A 15,211-nucleotide genomic window follows, 5' to 3' on the forward strand; every position below is an offset into this window, starting at 1 on the left:
CAGGAGAATAGCCTTGACTGATTTAACCCAGCGCAGTGAGATACCGTCGCCGTGTTATGTACTTGAAGAAGCACGCCTGGTGGCGAATCTTGAGCTGATGAAGCGGGTGCAGGATGAATCGGGCGCCAGAATTATTCTGGCGCTGAAAGGTTTTTCCATGTGGTCGAGCTTTGAAATTATCAAACCTTACTTACATGGCGCCACGGCCAGCTCAGTATGGGAAGCCAAACTGGCTAGCGAGATGGGCAAAGAAGTGCATGCTTACGCGCCAGCTTATAAGCAAGCTGATATTGCGCAACTGGCCGACCTGGTCAATCACTTGTCGTTTAACAGCTTAAGCCAGTTCAGCGCTTATCGTGAGGCATTACCGGGCGTGTCGCTGGGCTTGCGGATTAACCCCGAGCATCAAGAAGCTGATACGCCGCTGTACGATCCGGCAGCACCAGGTTCGCGGCTGGGGATTCGGGCCAGCGAATTGAATGACGCTGATTTAACTGGTATCGAAGGTTTCCATTGTCATAATTTATGCGAATGTGATTCCTACGCCACAGAGCGTACACTTAATGCTATTGAGCAGCGCTTCGGACCGTGGCTCGGCCAGCTAAAATGGCTTAACCTGGGTGGTGGGCATCTGATGACACGCCAGGGCTACGATGTGGCTCATCTTATTGCGGTTTTAACTGACTTTAAGCAGCGCTATCCGCATCTGGATATCATTTTAGAGCCTGGCTCAGCCGTGGCTTGGCAAACCGGCCCCTTAATTGCTGAGGTGGTGGATATTGTAGAAAATGACGGAAAAATTGCCATTTTGGATATTTCTGCGACCGCTCACATGCCAGATGTACTGGAAATGCCGTACCGACCTGCGATTACCCATGCAGGCTTGCCAGGTGAGAAAGCCTACGACTATAAGCTAGGGGGTAATTCGTGCCTGGCTGGCGATGTCATTGATTTATATTCATTTGATGCCCCCTTACAACCGGGCGATCGTTTACAGTTTGAAGACATGATGCATTACACCATGGTCAAAACGTCGTTTTTTAACGGGGTGGAACATCCGTCAATTGGTATCTTGCGTGCAAATGATGAATTTGAGCTAGTCCGTCAGTTTACCTATGCCGACTTTAAAGCTCGGTTATCCTAAATCTTTACAATACGCTTTACGCCGCAGGCGTCATGCCATGGCGGCGAATTACAACGCATAGGCGCAGTAGCTGAGTAAGACAGTCAATGCATTGTTAAACCGTGTTATTAAGCTGATTAGCTACCCAAAAAAGCCACACCCAGTGTGGCTTTTTTGGGGCTATCTAACTTGGTGCGCAGCAAACCCGGCTGGGTATGCACAGGGCAATAGACGTGTTTCGATAATTACACTACGCCCCGCCCGTTGGCTACGCCGCTGTCCCCTACCTCACCTTCAGCTAATATCGCGTCATCCAGCGTTAATTTGTAGCGCGTACCCGCGCTGGCTACAATATTGTACTCAAGCGCTTGAAGGTGGTTTTCATCTACCTGTATTTGCGCCTCTTTGTGCGGGTGTAACAGCTCGTATTTACCATCATCATTATGGTCATCGATGACGTTAACCATCCAGGTACCGTCACTAATATCCAATTTCAGGGTACGTGCTACCATTGAAACCTCCAATTAATTATTCATCATTGGTACGCCCGCACCAGCAAAAATGTTTAGCCCGGATCATTATTTAACGTCAGCCCGGCTTGATACAGCGCATTCTTTTTTAGCTTGTAATGCGTGGCGACAATGGCGGCAGCTTTTTTAAGGGGTAGCTCTGCGCTTAACAGGGCCAATAATTCAAGCGCCTGGGGCGGTAACTCACTGGTTACCGGCGCAGCGCCCGCTACCATCAGAACAAATTCGCCTTTTTGCCGCCCAGGCTCTGCATCCATCCAGGCCATTATGTCGTCTGCTGTACCGCTGACAAACGCTTCGTAGGATTTTGATAATTCTTTGGCCAGTACCAGTTGGCGTTCTTTACCTAACACCGTATTGATATCAGTCAGGGTATCGTAAATACGTCTTGGGGCTTCATAAAAAACGCTGGTACAGGTGCGCTCCAGTAACAGCTTGAGGGCGCTACTACGGGCCTGATTTTTGGCCGGTAAAAAACCTTCAAAAATAAACCGATCGGTGGGCAGCCCCGATCCGCTTAACGCGGTAATAGCAGCGCAGGGACCAGGCAAGGGCACTACCTGAATATTATGTTCGCGGCATTTTCTCACTAACACAAAGCCCGGATCGCTGATCAATGGTGTACCAGCATCGCTTACCAGGGCGACGGACTCGCCCCCCTGTAACCGGTGAACCAGCATAGTGGCACGCTTATCTTCGTTATGCTCGTGCAACGACATAGTGCGGGTTTTTATACCGTAGTGTTGTAACAGCTTATGCGTATGCCGGGTATCCTCAGCGGCTATCCAGTTTACCGTTTCTAACGTCTGCAGGGCCCTGGTGGTAATATCGTCCAGATTGCCAATGGGGGTAGGAACAATGTATAAGGTTGCTTGGTCGGCCATACTTACCTGGTCAGTTAACGTGAAAGGGCAAAAGTGTAACACGCCTTATGGCCTGTTTATCGCGCCAGCCATAGATTTTCCTGTGTGTTCAGATAAACTTGGCTACCAATTGGTAAAACTGGCCCAAAAGGATTCCTGCGTGTATCAGGCAAGCCCTCTTAAATTGCTTTTAAAATGCGGATTTTTCGCTGGTGCTCTGGTACTGACAGCCTGTAGCAGCCCAACGGTACAGCGCTCTTCAGTACCGGCGCAGCCTGCTCCCCAGGTAGAAGAAAAAATAGTTACGCTGTCTGCCGACGCGCTTATTCGACAGGCCCGGGAGGTATGGCAAGAACGGGCGGATAAAATCCAGCGTGATGCACTGCTGCTTGATGCCGCTACGGCATATCTGCAGGAAGATGACCACAAACGTGCCCGAAAGCTATTGCTGATGCTAAATAAAACAGGCTTAGCGCCATCTCAGCAGGCCACAGCAAATACGCTATTGGCGCAAAGTTACAGCGATGCGCCAGATGCCAACCCGCAAGCGCTTATTGATTTATTGTTACCATTAGCCGAAAACCCTGAACTGCAAGCCAGACAGCGTCGCATCCTTACCGAACTGTATGAAAAACAGGCCGACTATCTGGCAGCGGCCAATAATTATGTCCAAATCATGACCCCATCGGGGGCCTCTGTGGAGCGGGTATGGCGGTGGATAAACCAAACGCCCGTCGAAGCGTTATCCGATGCGGCGCAAACCTACCCTGCACTACAGCCTTACCTGTCACTACACCAGTTACTTGCCCGCCATGGGCTTAACAGTCAGGCATTAACGGCAGAATTAAATCAGTTTCGACAGGTTTACCGAGGCTCCGCGCTGGTTGAATTCTTACCTGAAGAGGTTACCCAGGCCTCCCGATTAACATCCGTACGCATTACGAAGGCGGCGGTGCTGCTACCATTAAGTGGCCGGTTTGCTGCTACCGGCAAAGCCATTAAAGAAGGGATACTCGCTGGCTATTATGCACGTACTGGTCAAGACTCTTCTGGGTTTGCGCAGCAGTTAAAGTTTATTGATACCAACAACAAAACGGCTGAACAGCTAGCCTCAGCGGTGGGTGATACCAAATGGCTTATCGGCCCCCTTTTGAAAGAAAATATTGAAGGATTACTTCCCCTGCTGGCACCCGATACCCACCTGCTTGCACTAAACCGGGTAGATTTGCTTCCCCAGGCCAGTATAAGCGCGTCTGCCCAGGCCTTAATTCCTGAAGACCTATATATTGCGAATTTACTGCCTAAATATGCAGCCTGGTTTGCCCTTGCCCCAGAAGATGAAGCTTACCAGTTGGCCGATGAAATTTTTGCCAAAGGTTATCGCTCGCCCATCGTGGTGGCCGCTGATGGTGCTATTTATCAGCGATTGCTCGATGCGTTTCAACAACGCTGGCAAGCGCAGGTCAAACAAACTGGAAGAACCCAGGGGCACGAACTGGATGTAGTGCGTTATACCGATAGCGCATCGCTAAAAGAAGGGATTACCGAGTCATTAGGGGTAGCGCAAAGCAAAACCCGGATTGATCAGATTCGTTACATGGTTAATGAGAAGCTGCATAACGTTACCCGAAACCGCCACGATATTGATGCTATTGTGGTGTTCGCTTCGCCAGAACAAACAGAGCTGCTAAACCCGATGGTAGAAGCCAGCCTCAGCCCATTTGATGGCAAAACGGTGCCGGTTTACGCGACTTCTCGTTCGATGGAATATGACAGCAGCAATAACCAATGGCGGGATTTACAAAATGTTCGCTTCATCGATATGCCCTGGTTATTACCCGCACATCAGTGGCAAACACTTGAAAATGAAACGCGCCAACTGTGGCCGGTACGCAGTACTTCCCAGTCTCGGTTTTTTGCCTTTGGTGTCGATGCTTTCCAAATGTTGCCTTATCTGACCAATTTATCGATAGTGCCTCAGGCGTCTTTGCACGGCCTGACCGGCATGTTATCAATGAATGCTAACGGCGAGATAAAACGCGTGTTGCCACAAGCGATAATTGATAACGAAAGAGTCAAGCCTTTGGATAAAGGCGAATAATCCATGTCGCGACGGGCAGGACAGCTTGCCGAACAGCAGGCTGTTGCCTATCTACAGCAGCAAGGTCTGCGCTTTGTTGCTAGCAATGTACACAGCCGTTTTGGCGAGCTCGACATTATTATGCGAGACGGCGGTTACTGGGTTTGCATTGAAGTAAAAGCCCGCGCCAGTAACCAGTTTGGCCATCCGGCGGAAACGGTTACCGCCGCCAAGTTGGCAAAAATGACCGTAACGTTCGAACATTTTTTAATAGCCAGGGGTCATAACCCGAACCACACACCCATTCGATTTGATGTGGTAACATTTAATAATAATAGTCTGCAATGGTTTAAAAACATTGCAGGATAAGTACCCATTGCCGAGGTAGTCATCATTATGATTGAACAAATTAAAGCCAATTTTACCGAAAGTATTCAAACTAAAATAGCCGCATCCGAAATACTGCCCGAGGCCATAGAAAAGGCCGCGATCATGATGGTAGAAGCGTTGATCCGTGGGAATAAAATATTGAGCTGCGGTAACGGTGGCTCAGCGGGTGATGCGCAACATTTTTCATCCGAAATGCTCAATCGGTACGAACGGGATCGTCCAAGCTTGCCGGCTATTGCGTTAAGCACAGATACTTCCACCATTACCTCTATTGCCAATGACTATAGCTATGACGAAATTTTTGCTAAGCAGGTACGGGCGCTTGGCCAATCTGGCGACATTCTGTTTGCCATTTCTACCAGCGGAAACTCACGTAATGTGATTGCGGCTATGGAAGCTGCGTTGTCGCGTGATATGACCATTGTAGCGCTAACCGGTAAAGATGGGGGCGAAATGGCGGGGTTTCTGAGCGAGCATGATGTAGAGATTAGGGTGCCCTCCAATCGCACAGCGCGTATCCAGGAAGTGCATTTACTGGTTATTCATAACTTATGTGAATGTATAGATGATAGTTTGTTTCCAGCCGACCACGGTGAGGCATAGTAGAATGGTAGTACGCGGTATGAAGACCTGGAAGCTGGCCTGGCCTATCGCTTTTATGCTTGCATTGAGTAGCCTGCAGGGTTGCGTGGTGCTTGCAGTAGGCGCTGGCGCTACGGCGGCCAAAGTTGCTAACGACCGGCGCACTGTAGGTACGCAACTTGATGACCAGAATGCCGAAGGTAAAGTCTCATTTCGCTGGGCAGAAAATGCCCGGTTGAAAGACGAAACCAATCTGAATATCGATATCTACAATGGCGTGGCCTTAATAACCGGCCAGGTTCCTGAACAAGCGTTAATCAGCCAGGCAGTGGAGCAGGTAAAACAGGTAGAACACGTCAAGAAAATACATAATCAGGTGCGGGTAGCCGAACCTATCGGCGCATCAGGCCAAGCATATGATATCTGGCTGGCTAACAAAGTGCGGGCGAAATTACTGGCCAATGAAAACGTACCGTCGCTGCAAATTCGGGTGGTTGTGCAAAATTCAGAAGTATTTTTAATGGGCCGGGTTAACAACCAGGAAGCCACGTATGCGGTGGATATAGCCCGCAACGTAGACGGCGTTCAGCGCGTGGTCAGAGCTTTTGAGATTATCTGACGCTGTTTGTGACTTAAAAGCGCATCAGAGTATAGCTAGCCACTTTATATAATAGCATTGCTTAATTTCACTATTTAGAATCCCTGGCAAATGTTCTGACAGCTGGTTTTCACTGGCTGTCAGATTGATCTATCCTGCCCTGCCCGCATTATAGAATAAGGCGTTCAGGCCAATAGTGGCTGCGTTTTTTTCCGGTCTCTTCAGACGCCTTGCTAGGTACCCTGCCAAGGGGCTATAGCACAACCTATAAGACAGTTTCACAACCCATGCCGAAAATTGACAATAAAACAGCGACCGCACTTTTGGTTGCTGCCGCCTTATTCATGGAAATTCTGGATGCCACGATCATAACGACCGCCTTACCGGCGATGGCCAGAGATTTCTCTGTACCTGCGGCGCATTTGTCCGTTGGGGTGAGCGCCTATCTGGTGGCCGTCACGATATTTATACCCATAAGCGGCTGGGCAGCCGACCGTTTTGGTGCAAAACGTATTTTCTCGATGGCGATTATCGTGTTTGTACTGGCATCAGTATTATGTGGCTTTAGCACTACCTTGTACGAGTTTACTGCCGCCCGCGTATTACAAGGTGTGGGCGGGGCGATGATGGTACCCGTGGGCCGCCTTGTGGTATTGCGGCATTTGCCCAAAGAAAAAATCGTAAAAGCGATGGCTATTTTAACCTGGCCAGCCTTAGGTGCACCGTTGATCGGGCCGGTACTTGGCGGATGGATATCACAAAACTGGCATTGGTCGTGGATATTCTTTATGAACATTCCCCTGGGGGCCGTGGCGCTGATATTTACACACTTATTGCTGGATAATGAAAAGGGTGAGCACCAACGCTTTGATACAAAGGGTTTCTTACTAAGTGGCGCTGGCTTTGGGTTATTCATGGCCGGTCTGGAGTCGTTTAGCAGCCGGCCAGACAATTTCTATTTACCTGCTGGTATTATGCTCGTTGGCGCTATCTTGCTATTCATCACAGTAAGGCATATGTTGCTCACCCGCCAGCCATTGTTCTCCCTTGAAGCGTTAAAATTTCGAACCTTTCGGGCCACCATGATTGGCGGCTCGGTTATACGCATAACGCTATCCAGCGCGCCATTTCTTATCCCGTTGATGCTGCAGCTAGGCATGGGGTTCTCCCCGGTTCAGGCCGGCACGGTGCTATTGTGGTTATTTGCTGGTAATTTGGTGGTTAAACCTGCTACCACTTGGATTATGAATCGCTTCGGCTTTAAAAATGTGCTTGTTTATAATGCGTTACTCATAGCGGCCGGTTTTGCCGCTTTAGCGTTGTGTGATAATCAAACCCCTGCATGGCTATTAGGGCTGATATTATTTACCAGTGGGATGACCCGCTCAATGCATCTAACTGTCCTAAATACTTTAGGCTTTGCCGATGTTCCTCAACACAAAATGCGTGATGCCAATACGTTGAGCGCGGTCATTATGCAAATGACTCGTGGGCTGGGGATTACAATTGGCGCCCTGGCACTGGCAGTAGCGACATTTTATCTTGAAGGCACCACAGAAAATCCGGGTATTATTGATTTTCAGCTTACCATGTTAATTATGGCAGGCATCGCTGTGCTTTCAATTGTCGACAGTTTAACCCTACCAACTAACGCCGGAGACGGTATTTTGAATCGACGCCACCGTCCCTCCGGCACCTGATACCGTCTTAGTGCGTGGGTTTTAAAACTATGCCAACCCACGCTTTTTGCTATCTATTTGTGTAGGTTGGCGCCTCCCGCTCCCCCACCTTGCTTCGCGTATGTGGATGCCATTAACCCTGATGGGTGTCTTCGACCTTGGTGGGTGTCTATGACCTTGGTGGGTGTCTATGACCTTGGTGGGTGTCTATGACCTTGGTGGGTGTCTATACCCTTGGTGGGTGTCTATACCCTTGGTGGGTGTCTATACCCTTGGTGGGTGTCTATACCCTTGGTGGGGGTCTTCGACCCTGGTGGGTGTCTATGTCCCTGGGGGTGGCTTCGACCCTGGTGGGTGTCTATAACCTTGGTGGGTGTCTATAAGCTTGGTGGGTGTCTATAAGCTTGGTGAGTGTCTATGCCCTTGGTGGGTGTCTATGCCCTTGGTGGGTGTCTATGCCCTTGGTGGGTGTCTATGACCTTGGTGGATATCTATGGCCTACTAGCCATTAGCTAAGTAGTTTTCTGAAGATGCATGGATGGTGCTGGGTAAGCATTACTCCCTTCACACTGTGTGCTATTACTAACTTCCTCCAAGGCAATAAGTCACAATAAATATCTCGCCGTTGTCGACAATCAATCCATGCTTCGATTGACAGACCCTAGAAAAGCCCCTACATTGTCGACATAACACAGTTAATTTACATTTTATAAACCATGTCGTTACCTGTTGAAGTTGCGAAAACCAGTGCCGAAAAAACCTTCTATAGCCTGCGAAAAGATATTGTGGAAGGGCGCATACCATCGGGTGCCAAGCTCAGTGAAGCTGAGCTGGCCAGCCGCTATGCAGTAAGTCGCGCGGTCATTCGCGAGGCGATAAGTCGCCTGATGAGCTGCCATTTGGTGGAGCGCAAAGCCAACGTTGGTGCGAAGGTGGTAACGCTATCAAGTGCAGGGTTGATTGAGCTTTATCAGGTGCGCGAAGCTCTTGAAGGTATGGCGGCACGTCTTGCTGCCAGGCACATGAATGAGACCGAGGTGGACGAGTTGCAGCAATTACTTAGCCAGCACAGCGCCCAGGTAAAACACGGACAGTCCTACTACCAGGAAGCTGGTGATGTCGACTTTCACTATCGCATTGTTCAGGGAAGTAAAAACCAACACCTTATCAATGTGCTAATCGATGGAATGTATCATTTAGTCAGAATGTACCGGGTTCAGCTTGGTATGGCCGGGCCCCGCGTAACCACTGCTTTTGATGAACACAACCAAATCGCATTAGCTATCGCTAACCGTGACGAGGAACTTGCCGAAATGTTAATGCGCCGCCATATCTTGTATTCGCGCAATAACATTAAGAATAAATTATTAACGCCATCTCACTTCCCTACCAACTGAGGTTTTTATGCAAAGTGCAGGAAAAAAATTTCGACAGGCGCTGGCCGCCAACCAGCCACTGCAGATTGTGGGCACCATCAATGCCTACACTGCCATGATGGCGCAGCAAATCGGTCATCAGGCTATTTATCTGTCGGGCGGCGGCGTGGCAAATGCTTCATTTGGTTTACCGGACCTTGGAATGACGTCCTTAAACGATGTGTTAAGCGATGTGCAGCGGATCACCAGTGCCTGCGACTTACCGTTACTGGTAGACATTGATACAGGTTGGGGCGGCGCTTTCAATATTGCTAAAACTATCCGTCACATGGAAAAAGCGGGCGCAGCGGCGGTACATATGGAGGATCAGGTAGCACAAAAACGTTGCGGCCATCGCCCCAATAAAGAAATTGTGCCCACCAGCGAAATGGTCGACCGAATTACCGCTGCGGTGGATGCGCGTACCGATCCTGACTTTTTCATAATGGCCCGAACTGACGCATTTGCCCAGGAAGGTCTGGAAGCCGCTATCGAGCGAGCGCAGGCGTACGTTGCGGCAGGAGCTGACGGAATCTTCGCTGAAGCAATTCAGACTGAGGCGCATTATCGGGCATTTGCCAAAGCCTTGGATGTACCAGTTTTAGCCAATATTACTGAATTTGGTAAAAGTGAACTTTGGAATGCCAGCGATCTGGGTCAGTGGGGAGCGGCGATGGTGCTGTATCCGTTAAGTGCATTTCGCGCCATGAATAAAGCGGCCGAACGGGTTTATCAGCATATTTTAAAAGACGGTGATCAACAAGCGGTTGTCGGAGAGATGCAAACCCGCATGGAGCTGTATGATTACCTCGGTTACCACGAGTATGAAACCAAACTAGATACCCTATTTTCGGAACAAAAGACAAAAAATTCATAAACTTACTATAAATTTAACTATCTGTACCCTACAGATAAGCAGTGGAGATAGCTCATGGCAAAACAACTCAGTGGTGCTGGCCTGCGTGGCCAGGTAGCCGGTAAAACCGCCCTTTCTACGGTAGGCAAATCCGGCTCCGGCCTGACTTATCGTGGCTATGATATTAAGGACTTAGCCGATCAGTGTCAGTTTGAGGAAGTTGCCTACCTGATTCTGAAAGGTCAGTTGCCCACCCAACATGAATTAGCCCAATATAAAACACAGCTTAAACAACAACGGGGCCTGCCCCAGGCTTTAAAAGAAGTATTGGAACGTATACCAAAAGATGCCCATCCAATGGATGTTTTAAGAACGGGCTGCTCTATGCTGGGTAACCTTGAGACAGAACATGCATTTACTGAACAGCAAGCCGTTACTGACCGTATGTTGGCGTGCTTTCCCAGTATTATTTGCTACTGGTATCGCTTTTCCCACGATGGCGTACGTATAGAGGTCGAAACAGATGATGACTCTATCGGGGCGCATTTTTTACACCTGTTGCACGGCAAGAAGCCCTCAGCACTGCACGAACAGGTAATGCATGTTTCGCTGATTTTGTATGCAGAGCATGAATTCAACGCCTCTACGTTTACCGCCCGGGTCTGTGCCTCTACCCTTTCAGACATGCACTCATGCATTACCGGCGCCATAGGTTCGTTACGCGGTCCGTTGCACGGTGGCGCAAACGAAGCCGCAATGGAACTCATTGAGCAGTTTAGTTCTCCGGAGGACGCTGAACAGAAAATGCTGGAAAAACTGGCCCGTAAAGAAAAGATCATGGGCTTTGGGCATGCAATTTATGCAGATAGCGATCCTCGTAACGAAATTATCAAGCAGTGGTCCGAAAAATTATCTGAAGAAGCCGGCGATGATTTACTCTATGCCGTTTCAGAGCGCTGCGAATCGGTGATGTGGCGGGAGAAAAAACTATTTTGCAATGCCGACTTCTTCCATGCTTCGGCATACAATTTTATGGGCATACCCACTAAACTATTTACTCCCATATTTGTGATGTCACGGCTTACCGGCTGGGCCGCTCATGTTATGGAGCAACGCGCAGATAACCGAATTATTCGGCCTTCTGCTGAATATACTGGCGAAGCACCACGCAGCGTCCCGGCTATTGAGCAGCGCTAAAATCTCCCCCTACGGGCAGAGCTGTTACTGCCCGTGCATTATCCTTGCCGGAGGCAGGCATGAATACCCAATACCGTAAACCCCTCCCCCACAGTGGGCTGGATTATTTTGATACCCGTCAGGCGGTTAATGACATTTCACCCGGCGCGTATGAAAAATTACCCTATACCTTAAAAGTGTTTGCAGAAAACTTGGTGCGTAAGTGCCCACCAGACATATTGCAGCAGTCACTTGAACAAATCGTCTATGGAAAAAAAGACCATGATTTCCCCTGGTACCCGTCGCGCGTGGTGTGCCACGACATTCTAGGCCAAACAGCATTCGTTGACCTAGCTGGCCTGCGTGATGCGATTGCCAAGCAAGGCGGCGATCCAGCTAAGGTCAATCCGGTGGTACCCACCCAGTTAATTGTCGATCATTCTTTGGCCGTGGAGCATGCCGGTTTTGAACAAGATGCATTTGAAAAAAACCGGGCTATTGAAGATCGTCGCAACGATGACCGTTTTCATTTTATCGACTGGACCAAAACCGCCTTTAAGAATGTAGATGTTATCGGCCCGGGTAACGGTATTATGCATCAGATAAATCTGGAGCGGATGTCGCCAGTAGTTCATGCCACTAATGGGGTGGCCTTTCCCGATACCCTGGTCGGTACCGACAGCCATACCCCACACGTTGATGCCCTGGGGGTTATCGCCGTTGGGGTGGGCGGACTGGAAGCCGAGAGCGTGATGTTAGGCCGTGCTTCAATGTTACGTTTGCCCGACGTAGTGGGAGTCGAGCTAACAGGGAAACCCCAGCCCGGTATAACCGCCACCGATATCGTACTCGCGCTTACCGAATTTTTGCGCAAAGAACGGGTGGTGTCGGCGTACCTTGAATTTTTTGGGGACGGCGCTGGCCATCTGACCCTGGGCGACCGGGCTACCATCTCCAATATGACGCCAGAGTATGGGGCTACCGCTGCCATGTTCTACATTGACGAACAAACCATTAAATACCTGACCCTGACCGGCCGGGAGGACAAACAGGTGGCGTTGGTAGAAAACTATGCCAGGCATACAGGCTTGTGGGCAGATGCCATGGCTAGTGCACAGTACGAAAGAGTCCTTAGGTTCGATTTATCCAGTGTAGAGCGCAATATGGCAGGCCCCTCCACGCCCCATGCCCGATTGCCCACCGCTGCGCTTAAACAGCATGGTTTGTTAAAAGAGCTGCATACTGAGAGCGGAAAAATGCCCGATGGGGCCGTTATTATTGCCGCTATTACCAGTTGTACCAATACCAGTAACCCACGTAATGTCATCGCTGCGGGTCTGCTGGCCAAAAAAGCCAATGCTCATGGCTTATTACGCAAGCCCTGGGTTAAAACGTCACTTGCACCTGGCTCAAAGGCAGTAAAACTGTATTTAGAAGAAGCCAACCTGCTCGGTGAACTTGAACAACTGGGCTTTGGAGTGGTGGCATTTGCCTGTACTACCTGCAACGGCATGAGTGGCGCCCTCGACCCGGTGATACAACAAGAGTTAGAAGAGCGCGATTTATATTCGGTCGCAGTGCTGTCTGGTAATCGCAACTTCGATGGCCGCATTCACCCGTTCGCCAAACAGGCATTTTTAGCCTCGCCGGCGTTAGTAGTAGCCTATGCCATCGCGGGAACTATTCGTTTTGATATCGAAAAAGATGCCTTAGGTATTGATAAAAATGGTCAGCCCATCACGCTAAGCGATCTATGGCCCACTGATGAAGAAATTGATTCCATGGTGGAGCAATATGTTAAACCTGAACACTTCAAAAAAGTCTATGAACCTATGTTCGACCTGAAAGTGGAATATGGAAAACATCTGAATCCGCTGTATCAGTGGCGCGAAAAAAGTACTTACATACGCCGTCCTCCTTACTGGGAGGGGGCGCTGGCCGCCGAACGTACTATGCGTAACATGCGAGCATTGGCCATTCTGCCAGACAACATCACCACGGATCATCTGTCGCCATCCAATGCAATATTACCCAGTAGCGCCGCCGGGGAATACCTCACCAGCATGGGCGTGCCCGAAGAAGATTATAACTCCTACGCCACCCACCGCGGGGATCATTTAACTGCTCAGCGGGCAACCCTGGCTAACCCTAAAATTTTCAACGAAATGGTAATGGAAAACGGTAAAGTGGTACAGGGCTCACTTACCCGGCTGGAGCCCGAAGGTAAGGTGATGCGAATGTGGGATGCAATTGAAACCTACATGAAGCGCAAGCAACCTCTGATTATCATTGCTGGCGATGACTATGGACAAGGCTCCTCCCGGGATTGGGCCGCTAAGGGCGTTCGTCTGGCTGGGGTGGAGGTTATCGCTGCTCAGGGTTTTGAACGTATTCACCGTACTAACCTCATCGGGATGGGTGTGTTGCCCCTGGAATTTAAACCAGGTACTACGCGCCATACATTGCAATTGGATGGCACCGAAACATACGATGTTGAAGGCACACCTCATCCAGGCGCCGAGCTCACCCTGACGATAACCCGCCAGGACGCCAGCAGCACAAAGGTACCTATGACATGTCGTCTGGATACATTTGAAGAGCTATCTATCTATGAAGCCGGCGGAGTATTACAACGGTTCGCACAAGATTTTCTTAAAGCTGAAGAAGCCCAAGTTCAATAGTTTTTTTACTGTGCAGGGTGGCTCACGGCAGCCCTGCGTTAGGAGTTTACGCATGTCTTTTCCTCCCCAGCTACGCATACCGGCAACGTACATGCGCGGTGGCACCAGCAAGGGCGTGTTTTTCGCGCTTAACGACCTGCCGCTGGCTGCACAAACCGCCGGCAAAGCACGCGATAGCCTCTTATTAAGTGTTATCGGCAGCCCCGATCCCTATCACAAACATACCGATGGTATGGGCGGCGCAACCTCCAGTACCAGCAAAACCGTTATCTTGGCAAAAAGTGAACGGGCCGGGTTTGATGTTGATTATTTATTTGGCCAGGTCGCCATCGATAAACCGGTGATCGACTGGAGCGGCAACTGTGGCAACCTCACCGCCGCCGTAGGCGCATTTGCAATTAATAATAAACTGATAGATCCTGCCAGAGTGCCACAAAATGGGCTGGCTGTGGTACGTATCTGGCAGCTCAACATTCAAAAAGCGATCGTCGCCCATATACCTGTCACGGATGGGCAGGTACAGGAAACGGGCGACTTTGAACTGGATGGCGTCACCTTTCCAGCCGCTGAAATAAAAGTGGAATTTATCGACCCGGCCGATGCTACCGAGCCCCTATTCCCCACCGGCAATAAGGTAGATAAGCTAAAGGTACCCAATGTGGGCGTTCTCGATGCCACCCTGATAAACGCCGGTATACCCACCATCTTCATTCGCGCTCACGACGTGGGATGTACCGGCTGTGAGTTACAAGACGCGATTAATAACAACGTGGACGCGCTCGCTATGTTTGAAGCGATTCGCGCCCATGGCGCCCTTAAAATGGGCCTGATCAATAATCTGGGTGAAGCAAGCGAGCGTCAGCATACTCCCAAGGTGGCATTTGTCGCGCCCCCCGACCGATATACCGCCTCAAGTGGCAGGGTGGTAGAGGCTACGCATACTGACTTGCTGGTACGTGCCCTGTCTATGGGTAAGCTTCATCACGCCATGATGGGTACCGCAGCGGTAGCGATTGCCACGGCCGCGGCAATTAAAGGCACATTGGTAAATGATGCAGCGGGCGGCAAAGCACGCGAATCGGTGGTATTCGGCCATCCATCCGGTACGCTTGAAGTGGGGGCCAAAGCGACCTTCACAGAAGGCCGTTGGCAGGTCGATAAGGCAGTGATGAGCCGCAGCGCACGAATATTGATGCATGGCGAAGTTCATGTCCCTGCAAAAAGTTAACTGCGCCCTG

Annotated in this window: 13 protein-coding genes; 11 read left to right on the top strand and 2 right to left on the bottom strand. The window is 50.0% G+C overall.

Annotated elements, in window-relative coordinates:
- Window positions 1–13: 13 nt before the first annotated feature.
- Window positions 14–1,144: a carboxynorspermidine decarboxylase gene (gene nspC / locus D0Y50_RS14975; protein ID WP_117317700.1), complete on the top strand. Its 1,131-nt coding sequence runs from the start codon at window positions 14–16 to the stop codon at window positions 1,142–1,144.
- 224 nt (window positions 1,145–1,368) lie between these two features.
- Here nspC and D0Y50_RS14980 read toward each other — a convergent pair whose 3' ends face one another.
- On the bottom strand, window positions 1,369–1,635 hold the full coding sequence (locus D0Y50_RS14980; RefSeq protein ID WP_108567488.1) for a hypothetical protein: 267 nt from the start codon (window positions 1,633–1,635) through the stop codon (window positions 1,369–1,371).
- 53 nt (window positions 1,636–1,688) lie between these two features.
- A complete protein-coding gene (rsmI, locus tag D0Y50_RS14985; RefSeq protein WP_117317702.1) occupies window positions 1,689–2,537 on the bottom strand; it encodes a 16S rRNA (cytidine(1402)-2'-O)-methyltransferase in 849 nt (282 codons plus the stop codon).
- Here rsmI and D0Y50_RS14990 point away from each other — a divergent pair.
- From D0Y50_RS14990 to prpF, 10 genes are all read left to right on the top strand, one after another.
- The gene (locus D0Y50_RS14990) at window positions 2,512–4,617 is read left to right on the top strand and encodes a penicillin-binding protein activator (RefSeq protein ID WP_170145522.1); all 2,106 of its coding nucleotides are present in this window, start codon (window positions 2,512–2,514) and stop codon (window positions 4,615–4,617) included. The two genes, rsmI and D0Y50_RS14990, sit on opposite strands and share 26 nt — an antisense overlap.
- A gap of 3 nt (window positions 4,618–4,620) precedes the next feature.
- Window positions 4,621–4,965 carry a YraN family protein gene (locus tag D0Y50_RS14995; RefSeq protein ID WP_108567485.1) on the top strand — a complete coding sequence of 115 codons (345 nt, stop codon included), beginning with the start codon at window positions 4,621–4,623 and terminating at the stop codon, window positions 4,963–4,965.
- A gap of 27 nt (window positions 4,966–4,992) precedes the next feature.
- The gene (locus D0Y50_RS15000) at window positions 4,993–5,589 is read left to right on the top strand and encodes a phosphoheptose isomerase (RefSeq protein ID WP_108567484.1); all 597 of its coding nucleotides are present in this window, start codon (window positions 4,993–4,995) and stop codon (window positions 5,587–5,589) included.
- 19 nt (window positions 5,590–5,608) lie between these two features.
- The gene (locus tag D0Y50_RS15005) at window positions 5,609–6,187 is read left to right on the top strand and encodes a BON domain-containing protein (protein ID WP_108567625.1); all 579 of its coding nucleotides are present in this window, start codon (window positions 5,609–5,611) and stop codon (window positions 6,185–6,187) included.
- Window positions 6,188–6,453: 266 nt separating this feature from the next.
- Window positions 6,454–7,866 carry an MFS transporter gene (locus tag D0Y50_RS15010; RefSeq protein WP_232366274.1) on the top strand — a complete coding sequence of 471 codons (1,413 nt, stop codon included), beginning with the start codon at window positions 6,454–6,456 and terminating at the stop codon, window positions 7,864–7,866.
- Between the two features lie 695 nt (window positions 7,867–8,561).
- On the top strand, window positions 8,562–9,242 hold the full coding sequence (locus D0Y50_RS15015; RefSeq protein ID WP_108567483.1) for a GntR family transcriptional regulator: 681 nt from the start codon (window positions 8,562–8,564) through the stop codon (window positions 9,240–9,242).
- A gap of 7 nt (window positions 9,243–9,249) precedes the next feature.
- The gene (gene prpB, locus D0Y50_RS15020) at window positions 9,250–10,137 is read left to right on the top strand and encodes a methylisocitrate lyase (RefSeq protein ID WP_117317706.1); all 888 of its coding nucleotides are present in this window, start codon (window positions 9,250–9,252) and stop codon (window positions 10,135–10,137) included.
- Between the two features lie 54 nt (window positions 10,138–10,191).
- Window positions 10,192–11,313 (top strand): bifunctional 2-methylcitrate synthase/citrate synthase, encoded by a 1,122-nt coding sequence (gene prpC, locus D0Y50_RS15025; protein WP_117317708.1) that lies wholly within the window; start codon window positions 10,192–10,194, stop codon window positions 11,311–11,313.
- 59 nt (window positions 11,314–11,372) lie between these two features.
- Window positions 11,373–13,973 (top strand): Fe/S-dependent 2-methylisocitrate dehydratase AcnD, encoded by a 2,601-nt coding sequence (acnD, locus tag D0Y50_RS15030; protein WP_117317711.1) that lies wholly within the window; start codon window positions 11,373–11,375, stop codon window positions 13,971–13,973.
- A 52-nt stretch (window positions 13,974–14,025) separates the two neighbouring features.
- On the top strand, window positions 14,026–15,201 hold the full coding sequence (gene prpF / locus D0Y50_RS15035; protein WP_117317713.1) for a 2-methylaconitate cis-trans isomerase PrpF: 1,176 nt from the start codon (window positions 14,026–14,028) through the stop codon (window positions 15,199–15,201).
- The last annotated feature ends 10 nt before the right edge of the window (window positions 15,202–15,211 follow it).

This window comes from Salinimonas sediminis (genome assembly GCF_003429285.1).
GTDB lineage: Bacteria > Pseudomonadota > Gammaproteobacteria > Enterobacterales > Alteromonadaceae > Alteromonas > Alteromonas indica.

What these genes read in the sequence shown, in the direction of transcription:
- D0Y50_RS14980 (WP_108567488.1), bottom strand. Translation starts at nt 1,635, where the DNA reads ATGGTAGCACGTACCCTGAAATTGGATATTAGTGACGGTACCTGGATG.
- D0Y50_RS14990 (WP_170145522.1), top strand. Translation starts at nt 2,512, where the DNA reads ATGTATAAGGTTGCTTGGTCGGCCATACTTACCTGGTCAGTTAACGTG.
- rsmI (WP_117317702.1), bottom strand. Translation starts at nt 2,537, where the DNA reads ATGGCCGACCAAGCAACCTTATACATTGTTCCTACCCCCATTGGCAAT.
- D0Y50_RS14995 (WP_108567485.1), top strand. Translation starts at nt 4,621, where the DNA reads ATGTCGCGACGGGCAGGACAGCTTGCCGAACAGCAGGCTGTTGCCTAT.
- D0Y50_RS15000 (WP_108567484.1), top strand. Translation starts at nt 4,993, where the DNA reads ATGATTGAACAAATTAAAGCCAATTTTACCGAAAGTATTCAAACTAAA.
- D0Y50_RS15005 (WP_108567625.1), top strand. Translation starts at nt 5,609, where the DNA reads ATGAAGACCTGGAAGCTGGCCTGGCCTATCGCTTTTATGCTTGCATTG.
- D0Y50_RS15010 (WP_232366274.1), top strand. Translation starts at nt 6,454, where the DNA reads ATGCCGAAAATTGACAATAAAACAGCGACCGCACTTTTGGTTGCTGCC.
- D0Y50_RS15015 (WP_108567483.1), top strand. Translation starts at nt 8,562, where the DNA reads ATGTCGTTACCTGTTGAAGTTGCGAAAACCAGTGCCGAAAAAACCTTC.
- prpB (WP_117317706.1), top strand. Translation starts at nt 9,250, where the DNA reads ATGCAAAGTGCAGGAAAAAAATTTCGACAGGCGCTGGCCGCCAACCAG.
- prpC (WP_117317708.1), top strand. Translation starts at nt 10,192, where the DNA reads ATGGCAAAACAACTCAGTGGTGCTGGCCTGCGTGGCCAGGTAGCCGGT.
- acnD (WP_117317711.1), top strand. Translation starts at nt 11,373, where the DNA reads ATGAATACCCAATACCGTAAACCCCTCCCCCACAGTGGGCTGGATTAT.
- prpF (WP_117317713.1), top strand. Translation starts at nt 14,026, where the DNA reads ATGTCTTTTCCTCCCCAGCTACGCATACCGGCAACGTACATGCGCGGT.